At 41.7% G+C, this 15,679-nt stretch carries 15 protein-coding genes; 3 read left to right on the forward strand and 12 right to left on the reverse strand.

Annotation, left to right across the window (positions count from 1 at the left end):
* The first annotated feature begins 28 nt into the window (after positions 1 to 28).
* A complete protein-coding gene (locus AC50Y5_RS20050; protein ID WP_494863234.1) occupies positions 29 to 2,059 on the forward strand; it encodes an acyltransferase family protein in 2,031 nt (676 codons plus the stop codon).
* A 184-nt stretch (positions 2,060 to 2,243) separates the two neighbouring features.
* Here the strand turns inward: AC50Y5_RS20050 and AC50Y5_RS20055 are convergent, their stop codons facing one another.
* From AC50Y5_RS20055 to AC50Y5_RS20065, 3 genes are all read right to left on the reverse strand, one after another.
* Positions 2,244 to 3,734: an RtcB family protein gene (locus tag AC50Y5_RS20055; protein ID WP_494863236.1), complete on the reverse strand. Its 1,491-nt coding sequence runs from the start codon at positions 3,732 to 3,734 to the stop codon at positions 2,244 to 2,246.
* Positions 3,735 to 3,873: 139 nt separating this feature from the next.
* Positions 3,874 to 5,844, reverse strand: coding sequence for a hypothetical protein (locus AC50Y5_RS20060; protein WP_494863238.1), 1,971 nt, complete (start codon positions 5,842 to 5,844; stop codon positions 3,874 to 3,876).
* A complete protein-coding gene (locus AC50Y5_RS20065; protein WP_494863240.1) occupies positions 5,819 to 7,552 on the reverse strand; it encodes a WD40 repeat domain-containing protein in 1,734 nt (577 codons plus the stop codon). Before AC50Y5_RS20065 ends, AC50Y5_RS20060 begins: the two co-directional genes overlap by 26 nt.
* Positions 7,553 to 7,789: 237 nt before the next feature.
* On the opposite strand from AC50Y5_RS20065, the gene AC50Y5_RS20070 reads away from it, so the two are divergent.
* Both AC50Y5_RS20070 and AC50Y5_RS20075 read left to right on the forward strand, forming a co-directional pair.
* Positions 7,790 to 8,818 (forward strand): DUF3829 domain-containing protein, encoded by a 1,029-nt coding sequence (locus tag AC50Y5_RS20070; RefSeq protein WP_494863242.1) that lies wholly within the window; start codon positions 7,790 to 7,792, stop codon positions 8,816 to 8,818.
* A 70-nt stretch (positions 8,819 to 8,888) separates the two neighbouring features.
* On the forward strand, positions 8,889 to 9,293 hold the full coding sequence (locus AC50Y5_RS20075; protein WP_494863244.1) for a transposase: 405 nt from the start codon (positions 8,889 to 8,891) through the stop codon (positions 9,291 to 9,293).
* A 4-nt stretch (positions 9,294 to 9,297) separates the two neighbouring features.
* Here AC50Y5_RS20075 and AC50Y5_RS20080 read toward each other — a convergent pair whose 3' ends face one another.
* The 9 genes from AC50Y5_RS20080 to AC50Y5_RS20120 all read right to left on the reverse strand — a co-directional run bounded on the left by AC50Y5_RS20080 (position 9,298) and on the right by AC50Y5_RS20120 (position 15,671).
* On the reverse strand, positions 9,298 to 10,515 hold the full coding sequence (locus AC50Y5_RS20080) for a glycoside hydrolase family 5 protein (protein WP_494863246.1): 1,218 nt from the start codon (positions 10,513 to 10,515) through the stop codon (positions 9,298 to 9,300).
* Between the two features lie 493 nt (positions 10,516 to 11,008).
* Positions 11,009 to 11,356 carry a hypothetical protein gene (locus AC50Y5_RS20085; protein WP_494863248.1) on the reverse strand — a complete coding sequence of 116 codons (348 nt, stop codon included), beginning with the start codon at positions 11,354 to 11,356 and terminating at the stop codon, positions 11,009 to 11,011.
* Positions 11,357 to 11,419: 63 nt separating this feature from the next.
* Complete coding sequence (locus AC50Y5_RS20090) at positions 11,420 to 11,794, reverse strand: hypothetical protein (RefSeq protein WP_494863250.1); 375 nt, start codon at positions 11,792 to 11,794, stop codon at positions 11,420 to 11,422.
* Between the two features lie 378 nt (positions 11,795 to 12,172).
* Complete coding sequence (locus AC50Y5_RS20095) at positions 12,173 to 12,619, reverse strand: oxidoreductase (protein ID WP_494863252.1); 447 nt, start codon at positions 12,617 to 12,619, stop codon at positions 12,173 to 12,175.
* Between the two features lie 31 nt (positions 12,620 to 12,650).
* Complete coding sequence (locus AC50Y5_RS20100; RefSeq protein ID WP_494863254.1) at positions 12,651 to 13,106, reverse strand: SRPBCC family protein; 456 nt, start codon at positions 13,104 to 13,106, stop codon at positions 12,651 to 12,653.
* An 85-nt stretch (positions 13,107 to 13,191) separates the two neighbouring features.
* Positions 13,192 to 13,716, reverse strand: coding sequence for a YfiT family bacillithiol transferase (locus tag AC50Y5_RS20105; protein WP_494863256.1), 525 nt, complete (start codon positions 13,714 to 13,716; stop codon positions 13,192 to 13,194).
* 97 nt (positions 13,717 to 13,813) lie between these two features.
* Positions 13,814 to 14,194: a VOC family protein gene (locus AC50Y5_RS20110; protein ID WP_056041168.1), complete on the reverse strand. Its 381-nt coding sequence runs from the start codon at positions 14,192 to 14,194 to the stop codon at positions 13,814 to 13,816.
* 85 nt (positions 14,195 to 14,279) lie between these two features.
* Positions 14,280 to 14,807 carry a DinB family protein gene (locus AC50Y5_RS20115; RefSeq protein WP_442952558.1) on the reverse strand — a complete coding sequence of 176 codons (528 nt, stop codon included), beginning with the start codon at positions 14,805 to 14,807 and terminating at the stop codon, positions 14,280 to 14,282.
* A gap of 117 nt (positions 14,808 to 14,924) precedes the next feature.
* Complete coding sequence (locus AC50Y5_RS20120) at positions 14,925 to 15,671, reverse strand: sulfite exporter TauE/SafE family protein (protein WP_056041166.1); 747 nt, start codon at positions 15,669 to 15,671, stop codon at positions 14,925 to 14,927.
* Between the last annotated feature and the right edge of the window lie 8 nt (positions 15,672 to 15,679).

Genomic DNA, 15,679 nt, shown 5'->3' on the forward strand with positions numbered 1-15,679 from the left:
AATTAGACATAGGCAGGTAAGAGGCAAAATGGACAACCGCAGGCAGTCACAAGGACATATGGCACGAAATGTAGACGAGCAATCAGGAAATAAAACGTACAGGGCTGGGCTTGACGGAATCAGAGCAATCGCCGTAATTGCGGTTATTGTGTATCATCTTCATCCCGGATGGATGCCCGGCGGACTGCTCGGCGTAGGCATCTTTTTTGTCCTATCCGGTTATTTGATCACTAGTATATTAATGCATGAGCTAGAACGACATGGAAAAATAGATTTGAAAGCTTTTTGGACCCGCAGGGCAAAAAGACTGCTTCCCGGCATGCTGTTTATGATCGCGGTCACCGGGTCAGCGACCTTGCTGTTTGCTTATCCGCATTGGTCTCCTTTTTTAACCGATTTGCCCGGCGTACTGCTATATGTGAGCAATTGGTGGCTCATTTTACATAACGTTTCTTATTTCGAAAGCTTTGGCCCCGCCTCGCCGCTCGGCCATTTATGGTCGCTTGCTGTAGAAGAACAGTTTTATTTGGTGTGGCCGCTTATGCTCTTAGTAGGGCTGCGTTTTTTGAAACGGCGCCGTGCGCTGCTGCTGGGCATACTTGTGCTGACACTATTATCGGCTACTGCTATGGCATGGCTTTACGAGCCTGACAGCGATCCTAGCCGTGTTTATTATGGAACCGATACGCGCATGTTCGGCCTGTTAATAGGGGCGGTGCTAGCTTTGATATGGCCTTTTCATAAGCTTAAACCACGCGTATCCAATGAAGCGCGGCTTACGCTGGATATCATTGGAGGAACGGCACTGCTCCTAACGCTGCTAGCTTTTTGGTATACGAACGAATATCAGCCCTTCTTATATTTGGGGGGCATGCTGCTGCTGTCCGTTGTGTCCATGCTGCTCATTATGACAGCGGCGCATCCAGCCAGCCGAATTGGCCGTTTGCTTTCGATTCCGCCGCTACGGTTTATCGGCGTTCGCTCTTACGGGCTATATTTATGGCATTATCCGGTCGTTATTTTGACGGGCCCAGCTGTTGATACGGGTGAAGTTTCGGTTATGCGCCTAAGCCTGCAAGTTGTGTTGATGCTTGTGCTTGCCACCGTATCCTATAAATATGTTGAGCAGCCCCTTCGTCACGGAAGCATTAGTAAGCTGTGCAAGCAATTCCCCAGTTGGATGGCCGCCCATTCCTATCGAAGAGCCTTTATCGCTTTCTTCAGCGTCTGCTTAGTCGTCACGATGTCGTATGCGCTCCGAATGGATGGGTTAGCGTCGATCTGGAGCAATAAACCGTTCTCACATGTTCAGGCGTCGGGTAATTATGCCGCGGGGAATGCCGATGGTTCGGAGACGGAGCCCGCTGGGCAAGGGAGCTCTGGGGCTGGTACGGGCGTTGCACCGAGCGAGCCCAGCACGGGCGCACCCGAGCAGAAGCCGTCGCCAAGCGGGGAGCCAAGTGCAGTGGCAAGCCCGGAAGGAAGCGGCGAAGCGATCACCCATGCAAGCACCGAGCCGAGCCCGTCTGTTAAACCGAGCGAGTCGGGTGAGGATGGAGTCAAGCGGGCGCCTGAGCATGAGGAGCAGCCTCCACAAGCTGAATCGAAGGTAACCGCAATTGGCGATTCCGTCATGCTCGACATTCAGAGCGCTTTGGAAAAACTCGTTCCGGGCATAGCGGTAGACGGTCAAATTGGCCGACAAATGTCCCAAGCTCCGCCTATCCTTGAGCAGCTCCAGAAAAACGGCAAGCTTGGCGACACCGTTATTATAGAGCTGGGAACGAATGGCGCTTTTGCAAGCAAGCAGCTTGCGCGAATTTCCGAGCTGCTTAAGGACCATAAAAAAATTATTTTAGTGAATACACGTGTTCCCCGTCCATGGGAGCAAATCGTCAACGATGCTCTAGCCAAAGCAACTAAAGATAATAAGAATATGGTACTTGTTGACTGGCACGCTGCCAGCTCGGGGAAAGACGACTATTTTTCACAGGATGGTGTTCATCTGACGGCAAAAGGGGCAAAAGTGCTGGCTGCGCTGATTGCTCGAGCTGTTTAAAGCTTGGATTTGCAGCACATGCAACATCTTGTAACGCCTCGTAACATCTTGTAACATTAAAAAACCGCTTGTCATTGTCATAAGACATTTGACAGGCGGTTTTTTTGGACTCAAAGCAATTGTTTTCAAAGTTCTTTATACGCTTAAGCGTACCGTAGAAGCTGCCATGCTTTTAAGCGGTTGACTAACCTTTAATCGTTAAAATCGGTTCAACCTCGGCTACGACTTGGGCCATGCCGTGTTCTTCATGGGATTCAATAATGGCATTGATATCTTTATAGGCATAAGGAGCTTCTTTCTTTAATTCCTCTTCCCACTTCTTCAAAATATCCGGCCTCGACTTAATATCGTTGCGGTTCGGATCAATCGGCGTAACCACATTAAACTTGGCAATAAATTCACGAAATAAAGCATCATCCACCTTGATCGAGTCGCCTCGGGAAAGACTTCTGCCCGCACCGTGGCTGGCACTGAACAGACTATCCCGATTGCCGAGTCCTGCAAGAATATAGCTTTTTGCGCCCATTGATCCCGGGATGAATACAGGCTCCCCCGTATATTGGAAAGGCGTATTCATCATTTGTTCTGCCGACTTTGCAGTACAGGCCCCTTTGCGGTGGATAAAACCCGCGCTGCCATCAATCGTTTCTTCCCAAACAAAATTATGCGGCGCATCGTACAGTAATTTATAATCGAACGACTTCAAGCTTTGATGCAATGCTTTTTGCAGCATGAGTCCCAAAAACAAGCGATTCGCAAAAGCAAAATTAGCCGCATTATGAAGGAGGTTCCAATAACGCTTCCATTGCAGCGCATAGCGCTCAGATTGCGGCAGCACATAGATGCCATTGCTCGGATGCTTTAATGATGCAGGATAAATGTCTTTCAGCATTTCCTTTATATTTACACCTGCATGATGTCCAATGGATACGGAGCCTGTGTGAATCATCACGACCACTTGGCCGTGCTTAATGTTCCACTCGTTAGCCAAGGCATGATTGCGAATATTTACTACCTTTTGTATCTCGACAAAATGGTTCCCGCCGCCAATGGAGCCAATCTGGCTGTCATAGGAAAGCTCTGAGCTGCCCAGAAAGCTGTCGAGTCCGTCTACTTCGCCTGCAATGAACGAGCCGGAACGATTGACTCTGGCAAGGTCTTGCTCTTGCTGCCTCGCATCATAAAAATCCCACAGTCCCTGGCGACTGCTCCCTTGCTGCGATGCCAAAACACCCACTAAGCCTTCTTTGAAAATCGCTTCGCGCTGCGATCTTGTCATCGGGATGTTACGGCCGCCTTCGAAGAAAATGTGGCGAATGTCGGCTTCAATTTTTTTGAGATTAGAACGAATGTCGTCCTCCTGAAGCGAGGTCGTGTACAGCCGCATGCCGCAGTTAATATCGTTGCCTACAGCTTGGGGAATGACGAAGCCTTTTGTAAGGAGGGTTGTGCCTATCGGGATACCGCTTCCTTTATGGAAGTCCGGCGTAATCGCAACTTCTTCGATCTTGGCATCCGCATTGGAAAAATAGCCGGTCTGCTGCTGCTTCAGCATTTCGACCGATTCATTTACCGTTAGGAGCTGGTCCAGCTCTGCCAACGCATTTTTCTCAAGCTTCATATCGTCATTAATGAAAAAACGTACAGGTACATGGCTGCTATTTTTAATTTTCAATCAAGAACCATCCTTTTCGTTCGTTGGTTTATTTTTATTATTGAGCGTTTGAATGTTTTCGACAGAAATGCATAACATGGCTGCTCACCCTTTCGTTGTTGATTTATTTAATGTTGTATGATTGATTCTAGAGTTATTATTACAAAGAAAATTTCTCCCGTTTCAATGCTTCTACATAACTGATCATCGGTTCTTTCTCCATCAGATGGATTAAATCAATGATCTTTTTCTCCATAACGGCTAATTCATTCTCATTCCTAAACAATTCAATAAACGGATCATAGAGACATGGATTTTTCATAGCTTCAGGGTTTCGATTGTCTACTAAAGACGCCCACTGTAAGTAGCTTTCACAAATCCATTGTACCAGAGTACGCTCCACCCGTATCATATCCGGACACAAAGAAAATACATTTGGCGAGTAATCTATATTAAGCTCCTTTGCCTTAAACAAAAAAGCAGGTGCTGCTCCTACATTTTCAATCCACCAACTCAACGAATTCCCGTTAAAATGAGAGAGTTCCCCTTTTTTCTCACCCCAATGGATTTTGCCGATTTTCCTTACGGCATGTCCTAAATACCGTTTTTTGTAGGTGCCAATCGTATTGCTGTAGACATCAATCGGATGTTTCGCAGCCATAGACTGCCACCCGGATTGATGAAAAGCATAGGTGCCAACATCAATAAAACCATGCTCTTTTCTGAAACATCCCCCTAAAATATAAAACATAAGCAGAGGCTCGTATATTGGATACACCTGTGCCGCCACTTCATTTCCCTCTTCCGCCAGCTTCATATACAATAACGTGTACTTGCAAGCCCTTTGAGCATGGGTAAGTTTCATTTGCTTCAATTGAGGATACCAATCCTCAGCCGTAAGCTCATAGCTAATTCCTGCCGCTTCGTAAGGATGAAAGTAAAGGGGATGCGATTTAATTCCCATCTTTTCACTAAACTGAACCAAACGACGAAAATATTCACTGACATACACCATATCAACATCGCTTTCCGCTACCGTTCGTCTTCCTGTATCTTCTGCTTCCTCTAATCTCGTAAGATAGGATATGAGCTTTAATATACTATCATCGCCCTGTTTAATGGCGAAATCCACCAAGTCTGCATCATAATCGGTAAGAGGTATAGTGAGCACAGGAAGTTTATTTAGAAAATCAGACATCGGCTGTCTTAGCATGAATTCTTTTTCGCCTAAATAGCTCAAATATATATCTTCCGGCCCCTCCACCTGTTTGATTTGGATTCGGGAGTAATCACAGGTGTTGTACAGCTGATGATTAAAATAATACCGCTCTCTTACATTATCAATTTCGGCACTTTTCGCTTCGATGTTATAATAGCAATGGAACGGAAAACCTTGAATGGACAGACAACTATTATTGTACAATCTTTGTAAATCCACTGTATTCGCCACATATGCGTTGGCATTCCCGAGCCTTTCTTTATCATATTCATGAATAAAAATGTTGCCATCGCTGCTTTTCCACCACTTGATATATGCTCCACTCGCTTCTTTTATTTCAGTAAGTCCTAATTCATTATCTAAGAGCCATCTTGAAATATCAGAATCGTATACTGTTTTTACAAGCCATTGCTTTTGCTTTTGCAATAACCCATATTTAACAGCCTCACTCTCCAAAAACTCCTGAACGCTGTCTGCTAAAATGGAATAGGTACCCTGAATATAACGATATAGCTTGCCATCCTTACCTATGAAGTCACCGCCATCACGACAATCATAATAAATACATTCCACTAAATGCTGTCCCTTATCATATAGGTGTTTGGGATACCTATTACCATTTGGTTCATTTCCTAATACATTAAATGTAGTACCTTGATACGCTATCGATCCGAAATTATATCTAAGTCCCCCATATTGCTCTTGAAAATCCAGTAAAGCCGCGAATACAGGGATACCATGCTGTTGAAGGCTCTTTGCCAGCGTCGTTCTATCGGTTATCGTTCTTCTATGATAGCACTGCGCAACAAACTCTTCGGCTAAGCCAGACAAGCGATTTAACTGATTCATACAAGGATCATCCCTTTCTTCCAGGCGCATATCCGCCTTAGACCAACCGAATTTTCGTTTCAAAGCTTATCGCTGCTCGGCTCGCCGAACCACAGATGGATACACTATTGAAAACCATAAAACGGGAATACGACCACTCATAAGGAGAAAATTTATTGATTAAGACCGATGTGCTATACTTCCTGATTTCAACGTCAGGCGAGTTGTACACCCATACTTCATCCATTTCCATGTTTACAACGATTTCTTCTACAACAGGTCGGGAACACTCAAACATTATTTCCGCCTCGCTTTGCCCTTCTCTCCATTTCCGCAGCACAGCAGGGGTATAACTTTTATATTCGGCAAAAACAACTGTGTCTTGAGCATCTATATGCAAAGCACAACAATCCTTATTGACCTCTAGCTGCAGCGTCTCCACACGCATTCCAGCGTTAAGATGTACACGCTTAATTGAACGATGTTTTGTCGCATAAACTAATCTGCTGCTATCGGCTGTAAACGCAATTGCACGAATCATTCCCATATGAGAAGGAAGCCCCAGCCACAAAAAATCATCCTGTTTAAATATCACCTGTGCGCTAGCCAACTGCCATACGGCGATCGTTTCACCAAATACGGCAACAGCAAGCCGCTGCTCATCGGGACTAATCTGAATAGCAGCAATTTTTTGTTTTTCATAAGTATGCTGCAGCATAACCTTGCTGGTGCTTAAATCGATCACATAAAATGTTTTATAATATTCAGGGATAGGATAACCATCATCTCCTTGTGGATCGTAACTGCCGGCTGTCGGAACAATGACTAAATAGCTTCCTTTTGGACTAAAAAAGACGTGGGTGTATTCCTCATAATAGGCATTGCGCTCCAGTTGCTCCCAATCCAGACCTGGATATAAAAACTCAGTATGCAGTCTTCTCTTGGCGACATCATAAAGCTTCACAATACCGACACCCAGCCCAACCGCAAGATAACGAGAGTCCGGGCTAAAAGCAAGGCAAACCTCTTCCGCCTTCTCCTCACGGTAAAGTGGCACATTATCCTCAAACGAGACAATCTCTGCTCCATCTTCAGCATTCAGAAGCTTGAGAATACCATCTCTGTACATAACAGCAAGCATCGTGCCTTGTGAATTATGTTGGAGCTCTATAATCCAGACATTTTCCTTCTCGCCGATTTCTATAAAGACTTGATGCTCTTTGCGAGGCTCTTTGGCATGAAGCAGCATTCGCTGCTCTATTTGTTTACGTAGTTCATCTACCTTTCTTGTAAAAGATGAAGGTGCAGTTTCCGGAAGCTCCTTCAGCCTATTAAGAGCATCTACAACATTATTTTCGCGATAATGTGACTGTGCCAAATAATACAGCGCCTGCCCTTTCAAATCTGCAGGCAGAGAATTTTCATAGATCAACCAACCCAACGAACGAACAATCTCATACTGATTCTGATCAGCATCAAACGCCGGTATAATCCCCTGTATAAACTGCAGCAACTGATCCGTCTCTTTATTCAGGCCAAAACGTTCCTGTCCGTTCACTGCATGCTGCCGCAGCAAAGACGTGACTTGCTTCGCCTCAGCCACCTCCCCGGTGTGCAACAGAGCTTCTATGTATATGTATATTTTACGAAAATTCAAATACCATTCTTCCTTCGGACTTAAAAAAGCTCTGCTGAACTCAGAAGAAGGGGTAAGCAATTTTATTGCGTCCTCGTATCTGCCATCTTCATTATAAGCAGCAGCATGAGTGACGATTTCCTTTAAATGCTTCACTTATACCTTCCTTTCACGAAATAGGTTTGCAACCATATGGACCATACTTTAATATAATCGGCTTTTACGTGGGATTTTTTCACTATAATAGTTTACCATTGAAGATCAGTATTCAATTTTATTCAAATATAAATAACCACATAAATAAATTCACTATTTTTATTATCAATGTATTAACAAATATGAGTTTATCGCCGATAAACAACAAGTAAATACACATAAAGGGAGAAATAAAGAATGAGTAGATTCATGGTTATTGGTTTGGTTATAGCAATTATGACGATGACAGCCTGCAGCCCGCTTTCTGAAGCAATAGGAACAGAAGGTACAAGCGGTTCTGCTGTGAATGCTTCAGCGGAGCAAGAACTCGAAACGAAGAAATACAATGCCTATATCGATTTGGCAAATACGATGAATGATGGATTGTTTGAAAAACTGCTGACTGTTTATGTACGCAAGTTCGGATTGGAACAAGAAATGGTTATCCCAAAAGGCTTCACTGAGTTTAACAGCAGTCCGTTTGGGCTGGATGCGGTTGACACAATGAATGAAACAATGAAATTGGCTTCAAGTGAACCTGCCTTCGGTGCGGTTGACGATTCTATAAAACAGCTGATTCCATATATGACGGACATTATGAAAACGCTAGATGAGGCTTTAGAGTATTATCAGGAGGGAACCTATAAGCAAGACGATTGGAAGCAAGGGAAGGCACTTCACGCTAAGCTATTCGAGCTGTATGGGCAATACGAAACATTGTCGGAGATATATTTCCAAGATTTAGAGAAATTAACAGAGCAGTCAAAGCTGGAGGAAATGGAAGCATTGAAAGCTTCAGACTACATGATTCGTTACTACGCAATGAGCTTATTAATGCGTGCCCAAAATATTCAAACCGCCTTCTATGAGAAAAATATTGGGGAAGATAACATTTTGGAGTTTGATGTGAAGGAATATGAGGAATTGCATCGCCTGCTGAATGAGGATATTCTTCAATTTAATGAGTATCTTAAGGATGATGAGCGTCGCAAGAAGGAAGGGTGGGCCTCGGCAGGGGGTTTCACTAGTTCGATTAAAGATGTACAGACAGCATCTGCGGATATATTGGAGACACTCAAGACAGGTGACACGACAATAAATACTTTTACGAAAGGCTCTGTCATGGCCGGAACTGGAAAAAATGATATTTTTGCAACCTATAGCAATAAGGTTTCATTTCTCGTTAGCGGCTATAATACAAGTATAAGCTTGCAGGTATACAATTAAATAGAGCTTAGATAATTAGCTGCAGATAGAAACAGGCAGAGCACGGCGTAATTAGCCGAGCTCTGCCTGTTTGTGGGTCTATAGCCTACGCCGCAGCCGTTGGGCCATTGAAACCTTTTTCAAGTGGATGAAGCAGCACTTACAGATCAAGCATTTTTATGGGACGAGTGAGCACGCCGTTACCAACCAGATTTGGATCACACTCATCGCCTTCTGTTTGCTCGTGCTGGTGAAGCTGGAAACGAAGGTGAAACACAGCTTGCTACAACTCACGCGCTGGCTGACGAAGCTACTTGTAAAGGCCGAACATTATCGCCTACAAAAATGTATCATTAAACTAAATGGAAAGGCTACCTTTGAGAGCTGTTCGACCTTTTTCGTTGTCTTGTTTATATCGGCTGTGGTTGTTTCTTTTTTTAAAACGACGCGCTCCTTTTGCAAGGAACACGCCAATTTCACCGATGAAGTTCAATGAGCAGTTATTGGATGCCTTGCATAATTGCATTAATAATGCCTTGCTGTGTTACGGTGTTGTTGGAACGATTGAACAGTGCAAATCCGTGCTGGCCATTGTAGCCGTTGTCCCAGTATACAGGAACCATTTTGTATGTCTTGGCGGTTGACGTAACGGCTTTGGCGAATGCTGCGCGGTACGCATTGTTTGTGGAATCATATGCGGTTTTGTCAATCGCGCCAAATTCGCCAATTACAGCAGGGTAGCCTTGAGTCACAAACTTATTATACACGGAATTGAACTGTGCGTTTAGGTAATCCTCCTGTCCCCAAGTAGACTTTTTGGAAGGATTCGTCGCAGTGGCTCCCCATTGGGTGATATTGCCGTTTTCCTCGCCTGCAAAATCCCACGGGGAATAATAGTGCACCGAAATCATGATCCTTTTCTCCGAGATAGGGATTGTGGAGGATCTGTACGTGTCCGTTGGGAGGACAAAGCCATAATTGCCAACCGTATAGTCAATATTCGTATTCCAGCCTGGAATCAGCAACCATCTGGCACTGTTATTGCCCCCGGTCTTTCGGACTGTATCTACGAAAATTTGATTGTATGCATTAAGATTAGCGTAGTATGCAGAATTCGGATTCCCGTAAGTACCGTCAAACACTTCATTCATCGATTCGAAAATAAGCCGCTCGTCATAGTTGATAAACTTGTTGGCAATTTGCTGCCAAACACGTTCGTATTTCTCCTTGATGGCAGCCTGGTTTCCGCTATTTACCAGTAACCATCCACCCTGGATAGAATTAAAGCCATCGCCATGAATATTAATAACAACATATAGACCTTCATTGTAGGCATAGTCAACGACCGTTTTCACCCGATCCAGCCATGCGGTATTAATCGTATAGTTGGGAGCGCTTCCAATATGACTCAAGTAGGAGACGGGGATGCGAATCGTCTTGAAGCCTGCTGCCTTCACCTTTTTTATCAGCTCCGATGTAATAATAGGATTGCCCCAAGCTGTCTCGCTTGGTGTACCGTTCACCGTCGCCTCAAGCTGATTGCCCAAGTTCCATCCTGCGCCCATTTCGGAAACGATTTGCGAAGCCTGCAATGACCTGAAATCAGATGTAATGGGTGTTGCTGCCGATGCCTGAGCACTCCATCCCGTAAAAATCATTGTAGTCAGCAAGACAAAAGCTAAACTGCAAACGCCGTATTTCTTCATTTTTGCGAGCATGTCTAAACCTCCGCTAATGTTATTTGGTTGCGCAACAAGCAGAACAGATACCATAATTACTCATAGTCAACGATATAAAAATCCCCGCCCTCCCTTCTTCATCAGTCCAGCTTGCGTTGTAAGCAAGGATCGGCTCTTGCAGGCATGACCAACCAAAGGAAACAACTGTCTCCCTCCTCATTAAGTAACATATTATTGGATAATAAGGATGTGTATTCCTATTTTTTATCTATATGCTTACAAGTACGTTGATCCGAAAATGAGTCTTCAAGCAAAGTGCTCATAAAAACAAAAAAAAGCAGAAACCCCTGTGTGACAAGGCTTCCTGCTTTTTTGGATTTATTATTTTGATTATATCTAAATATACGTTCTCTGACTTGGGCACGGTCAAAAACATGAATACAGCAATAAGTCAGGCTGTTGTTTTCTTCAGATAATCCCATGAAACTGAGAATATTAATAAGCCTTTCGTTGTTGATATATTTAATTAACCTTATTCAAGAATGAAAAAATCGTCAAAAACTTCACCTTCCAATGTGAAAAGCAGCTTGTATAATCCAATCTTTTCAGCTTTATATACAATTGGAATATAGGATACTGCATAATCAAAGCCGTATGAAATCAGTTCGTTATCTTTTGTTTCATCCCACTTATCTAGGAATAGAGCTACACTTTCCATCTTAACAGTTAAAAATGCATGGTCGAATTCCTCGCCAAAAACTTCACTAAATTCATCTGGATCTTCTTCAATATAGTTGTTAAAACTCAACCAAAAGCTTGCAAGGCTTGTTTTTTCAATGTTATATTTTATCGCCCATTGTTTTAATTCGTTTATCATCATTTCTGCTCCACTTATTGAACATTGCTGACTTGTTTATCTTATTAGAAATTGTGAAAAATGGCTCTAGTATCTCATTGTTAAATTACTTAACAATGCTTCTCCATTTGAGCTGAACTGTTTATTTTTCTCCAAAAATTGTTCCACTTCGGATAAAGCTGCAGGTCTATAACCTGGGCCACCACAACCGCAAGAGTGATAAGTAAATCCATTACGATATAAAATCTCTACTTTCATCCATTGCTTAATATCATCTTTTTTAGGAGCTTGGAAGTCATGCCCCATATCCTTCATGATTTCGCTGCATTGCGGACATTTATATTCTCTATTCCCTATTTCGGCTTTGCTAAGTTCTTGATCGGATGTTTGCTTGAATACTTTTCTACAACTAAAACAAGCATAGATATCTTTATATGGTCCATACATGGCGTATCTGCACATAATAATTACCTTCCTTCAAAATTATAATTCCCTTAGTAATAATTCATCTATTAACTGTTTACTGTCCTTTATGATTAAAGTTTGATTGGGCCGATCAGGATTCCAGCCCGCTTTCAAACCGTAATCAATTAAAACAGATCTAATTAATGGCTTGTAAAGATTTATATAATAGCATTCTTTCCAATCAAAAATGATCTCAATGAATGAATTTCGATGTTTGCCAGAGTAAGCTCGAAACACGACATCATATGATCTTTCGTTTACCATACCTATGAACAAACGATGATGTACAATAATAGAGATTAATTTTTTTCTAAATACCTTCATGTTCAACTCCAGTTAAATATATATTTTGTCCCGTATCTACTAAACAAAATATCATTGAATTCCTGCAGTCCCAAAAGTATCATTAATGGCTTTCTCATATTTATCCCACTTAAAGAAATAAGGCCCTAGTTGAATACGTTGATTGTCCGGCTCTTTTCTGAAATCTTTCCATACAACAATATCATCTTCCCTTTCGATTCTAACAGAGATAAAACCACATTCTTCATCTCCGCACCAAGGGCATACTAGTATAGGGTATCTTGAATACATATATTCGTGTTGTTTTTTCAGTAGAAAATAATCAATCATTTGCCTTTGATTCTCTTCGCTTCCCCAACCTAGAGATGGAACCATATCATGCTTTTTGAGCATTTGGTAGAGTGATCTTCCATCAATAAGGATATCAGCAAATTTGGTGTTTTTATTTCCATCCTGATCAGGATCATAATCATCAAAGCGACTTGATGGTTTCGTTTGTAGGTCATTGATTGTTTTCATGTTTTCTCCTTGCTACTTGCACAGATTTCACCTAACGTTGTTCGATCCATATCTTTAATTGTTGATTCCGATGCTCCAAAAACTTTTGCATATATTTCTTAAGTATAAGTCTATCAACTGCTTTTCCAAGTATCCCAAATGGGGCTTCAAAATACAGCGTATCCGTCATAATAGTCTTATTACCTAGTTGTTTGAATTCGTGCACATGCCTTAAGCTTTTAAACGCTCCCTTTTGCATGTCATCGACAAATAAAACAGGTTCTTGATATTCCGTCATTTTCGAGGTCAGCCTTTGCCTCACTAAGAAATGAGTAGCTTCAAAAGTTACGGTTTGGCCTAATCCGATCGTCTCTGAGGCAGCTTCCATAATGGCTTTTTCTTTTGTGTGTTTCCAGACTGTTTTTGTGTGTACGTCTATATCTCTTGCTAAGTCAAAACAAACCTGAATAGGAGCAGAAATCTCAATCTGAGTCTTAACTGTAATCAAATGATTTCCGCCCTTTCTGTTCTTTGCTTTTTCGAATGACTAGCTCGAATATTCTTTTCCATGTACTTACAAAATCTCATTTAGCTTAATATTCATTCGTTTTAAAAGAAGATTGGATTTGAGCTATGTGATGTTCGTTATGCCATATAAATCTTTGAAGGGCTATATCTAATGTTACTTCGCCTAGCGCTTGAGTTTTCAAAGTTCGCCTGAAATCTTCAGTTCTTGAATGGTTAAGTAAGATCAGAAATCGTCTATGAAGGATTTCAATTAGTAATAAAGAGTCTTCAATAGGTATATTTTTATAGTCGCTTAATTCTGCCCATAAATCTTCCCGATAAGAGTTCGCCATCGGTCCCTCTTCAGTTAGCGCCCTCTTAAATCTTAAGTAAGCATTCATATCATTATCAGCAAGATGATGAACGATTTGCTTCACTGTCCAGCCATCTTGGCGGTATGGAATGTTAATTTGAGCAGGCTCCAAATCACTCAAAATCATTCTTAACGTCTTTATGATTTCTGGTATTCGATTGATGAGGAAAACCCGTTCTTCATCTGTTCGATTAATTACTGGTTTAAACTGACCTATAGGAAACCGAATATGATCCATTTCTCCATCGACTCTCCCATCAAGATTTGCATTAATTATGCATAATGCTCAAGCACTCTTCGAAAACTCTATTCATATATTTTTATAACCCTCTTCTCTACTGTTTGTTCCCAACAGCAATCCATCTTCTATCTATATCCTCAAATACAAATTCCTTATTGTTATAATCCGTCGTTGACAAAGGTCGAACGATCTTAACTCCTAATGTTCTAAACTCATTCTCCATTTCCTCTTGGTTATTTGTTATAAAATAAGCATCATATCCATAACCATGAATTTCTCGATTAGGTGCGATAACTTCTTTAGTCGATTTAGTTAAAACGATCTCTATTTGATCCCTATATAAACAAATATGCGGTTCCTCTGAATCAAGATAACGAACGGCTCTAAATCCAATCAATTCATAAAAGGCTGTTGTTTTGTTTATATCAGAGCTTGGAAAAATTTGAAGACAGTGCGTAAAGCTTTTAGTCGACATATATTTTCATCCTCTCCTGAAACCTTTACGGTTCAATCAGTAACTTAATATTAGACTTCTGTTGATGCTGACCAAATCTTCTTCGCTATACATTCAATCTTTTTCTAATCATTCTGATTTGGCCCCTATGATTGATTTCATCTTCAAATACATGAAACCACATAAAATAATGGTTAGCTTGTTTGTTGTACCAAAATTGCTCCTCCATATATAGCCAGTCATCATTAACTGATTTCAAAAAGTCCAATGTTCTATTTCTTACTTGCTCCATTTTAGTAAGATAAAATAGTAAGTCATTCCCTTTTATCTTTTCTTGTCCTTCTTTACCTAAATCAAGTGCAGGGCCCCAAACTCTAATTTCTTCTTCATTTAACTCTCTATTTTCAAACGTTTCTACCTGATAGGCATATTCAACAGCGGCAAAGTGTAATAATAAAGCACCAATTGAATTGCTTTCAGAATCCAGTAAAAAATCAAGCTGATCCTTCGACAAATCTTTCACTGCCTCTAGTGTAGTAAATCTTGCATAATTCATCATGGAAATCAGTCGACTGATCTGAGGAGAATATCCAGGAATATCGGTTATTAAGTATATATTGTCCATGTTCATCATTGAGTGCTCCTCCGTATTTTATACTAAGTGAAAATAAAGCCTTACGGCTGCTTCCCAATCAATCCTCTAATAATTTCCGCTATAATATCACTTTACATTCTGATGATTTCTTAGGCCCTACACGAGCTTCAGCGAACCCAGAATCGTCCACACCCCCGAGAGGATGATGAGCCACAAGGTCAGCTTTTTAAACAGCTGGTCATCTAACTTTTTGATCGCTATAATGCCAATGAAAACACCGATTAACACGCTTGGAACAAATAGCGAGGTGTACATCATCACTTTTGGAGTCAGCAGGCCGCTATAAAAAAATGTACCTATTGTGATCATGTTTAAAATAACGCCGTAAACGGTTATGTTGGCTCTAAATTCATTTTTGCTGTATCCCTGATTGGACAAAAACAGCGCTACCGGAGGCCCGCTGAGCGAGATGCTTCCATTTAATAAGCCACTTGTCATGCCGATCGGTATAAAAGCGATTTTATCATTACGGACGGGGAAGGATTTCCCTGATAACAGTATGCCGGCAAAAGCAATAATTAATATTCCTGTAAATCCTTTTAGAAGGTCTGCACTGAGATAGACGAGCAACAAGGTTCCTAGCGGCGCAGCCAATAGGCTTGATAGGATTAAGATCCATATTTTTCGAATAGCGATATGCCGCCAACTATTTAGGAGTACGATAATATTCGTGCATAGACTGAGGATGACAACGATCGGAACGACCTCTTGCAGCGGAATCATTTTCACCAAAAAAGGCATAGTCACTAACGCGAAACCGAAGCTGGTTAACCCTTGAACAAACCCCGCTATCAGCACAATAAATATGCCTATGATGAGAAAAACATTGATTTCAATGACCATAAAAGCTC

Source organism: Paenibacillus sp. JT22N7 (assembly GCF_059383875.1).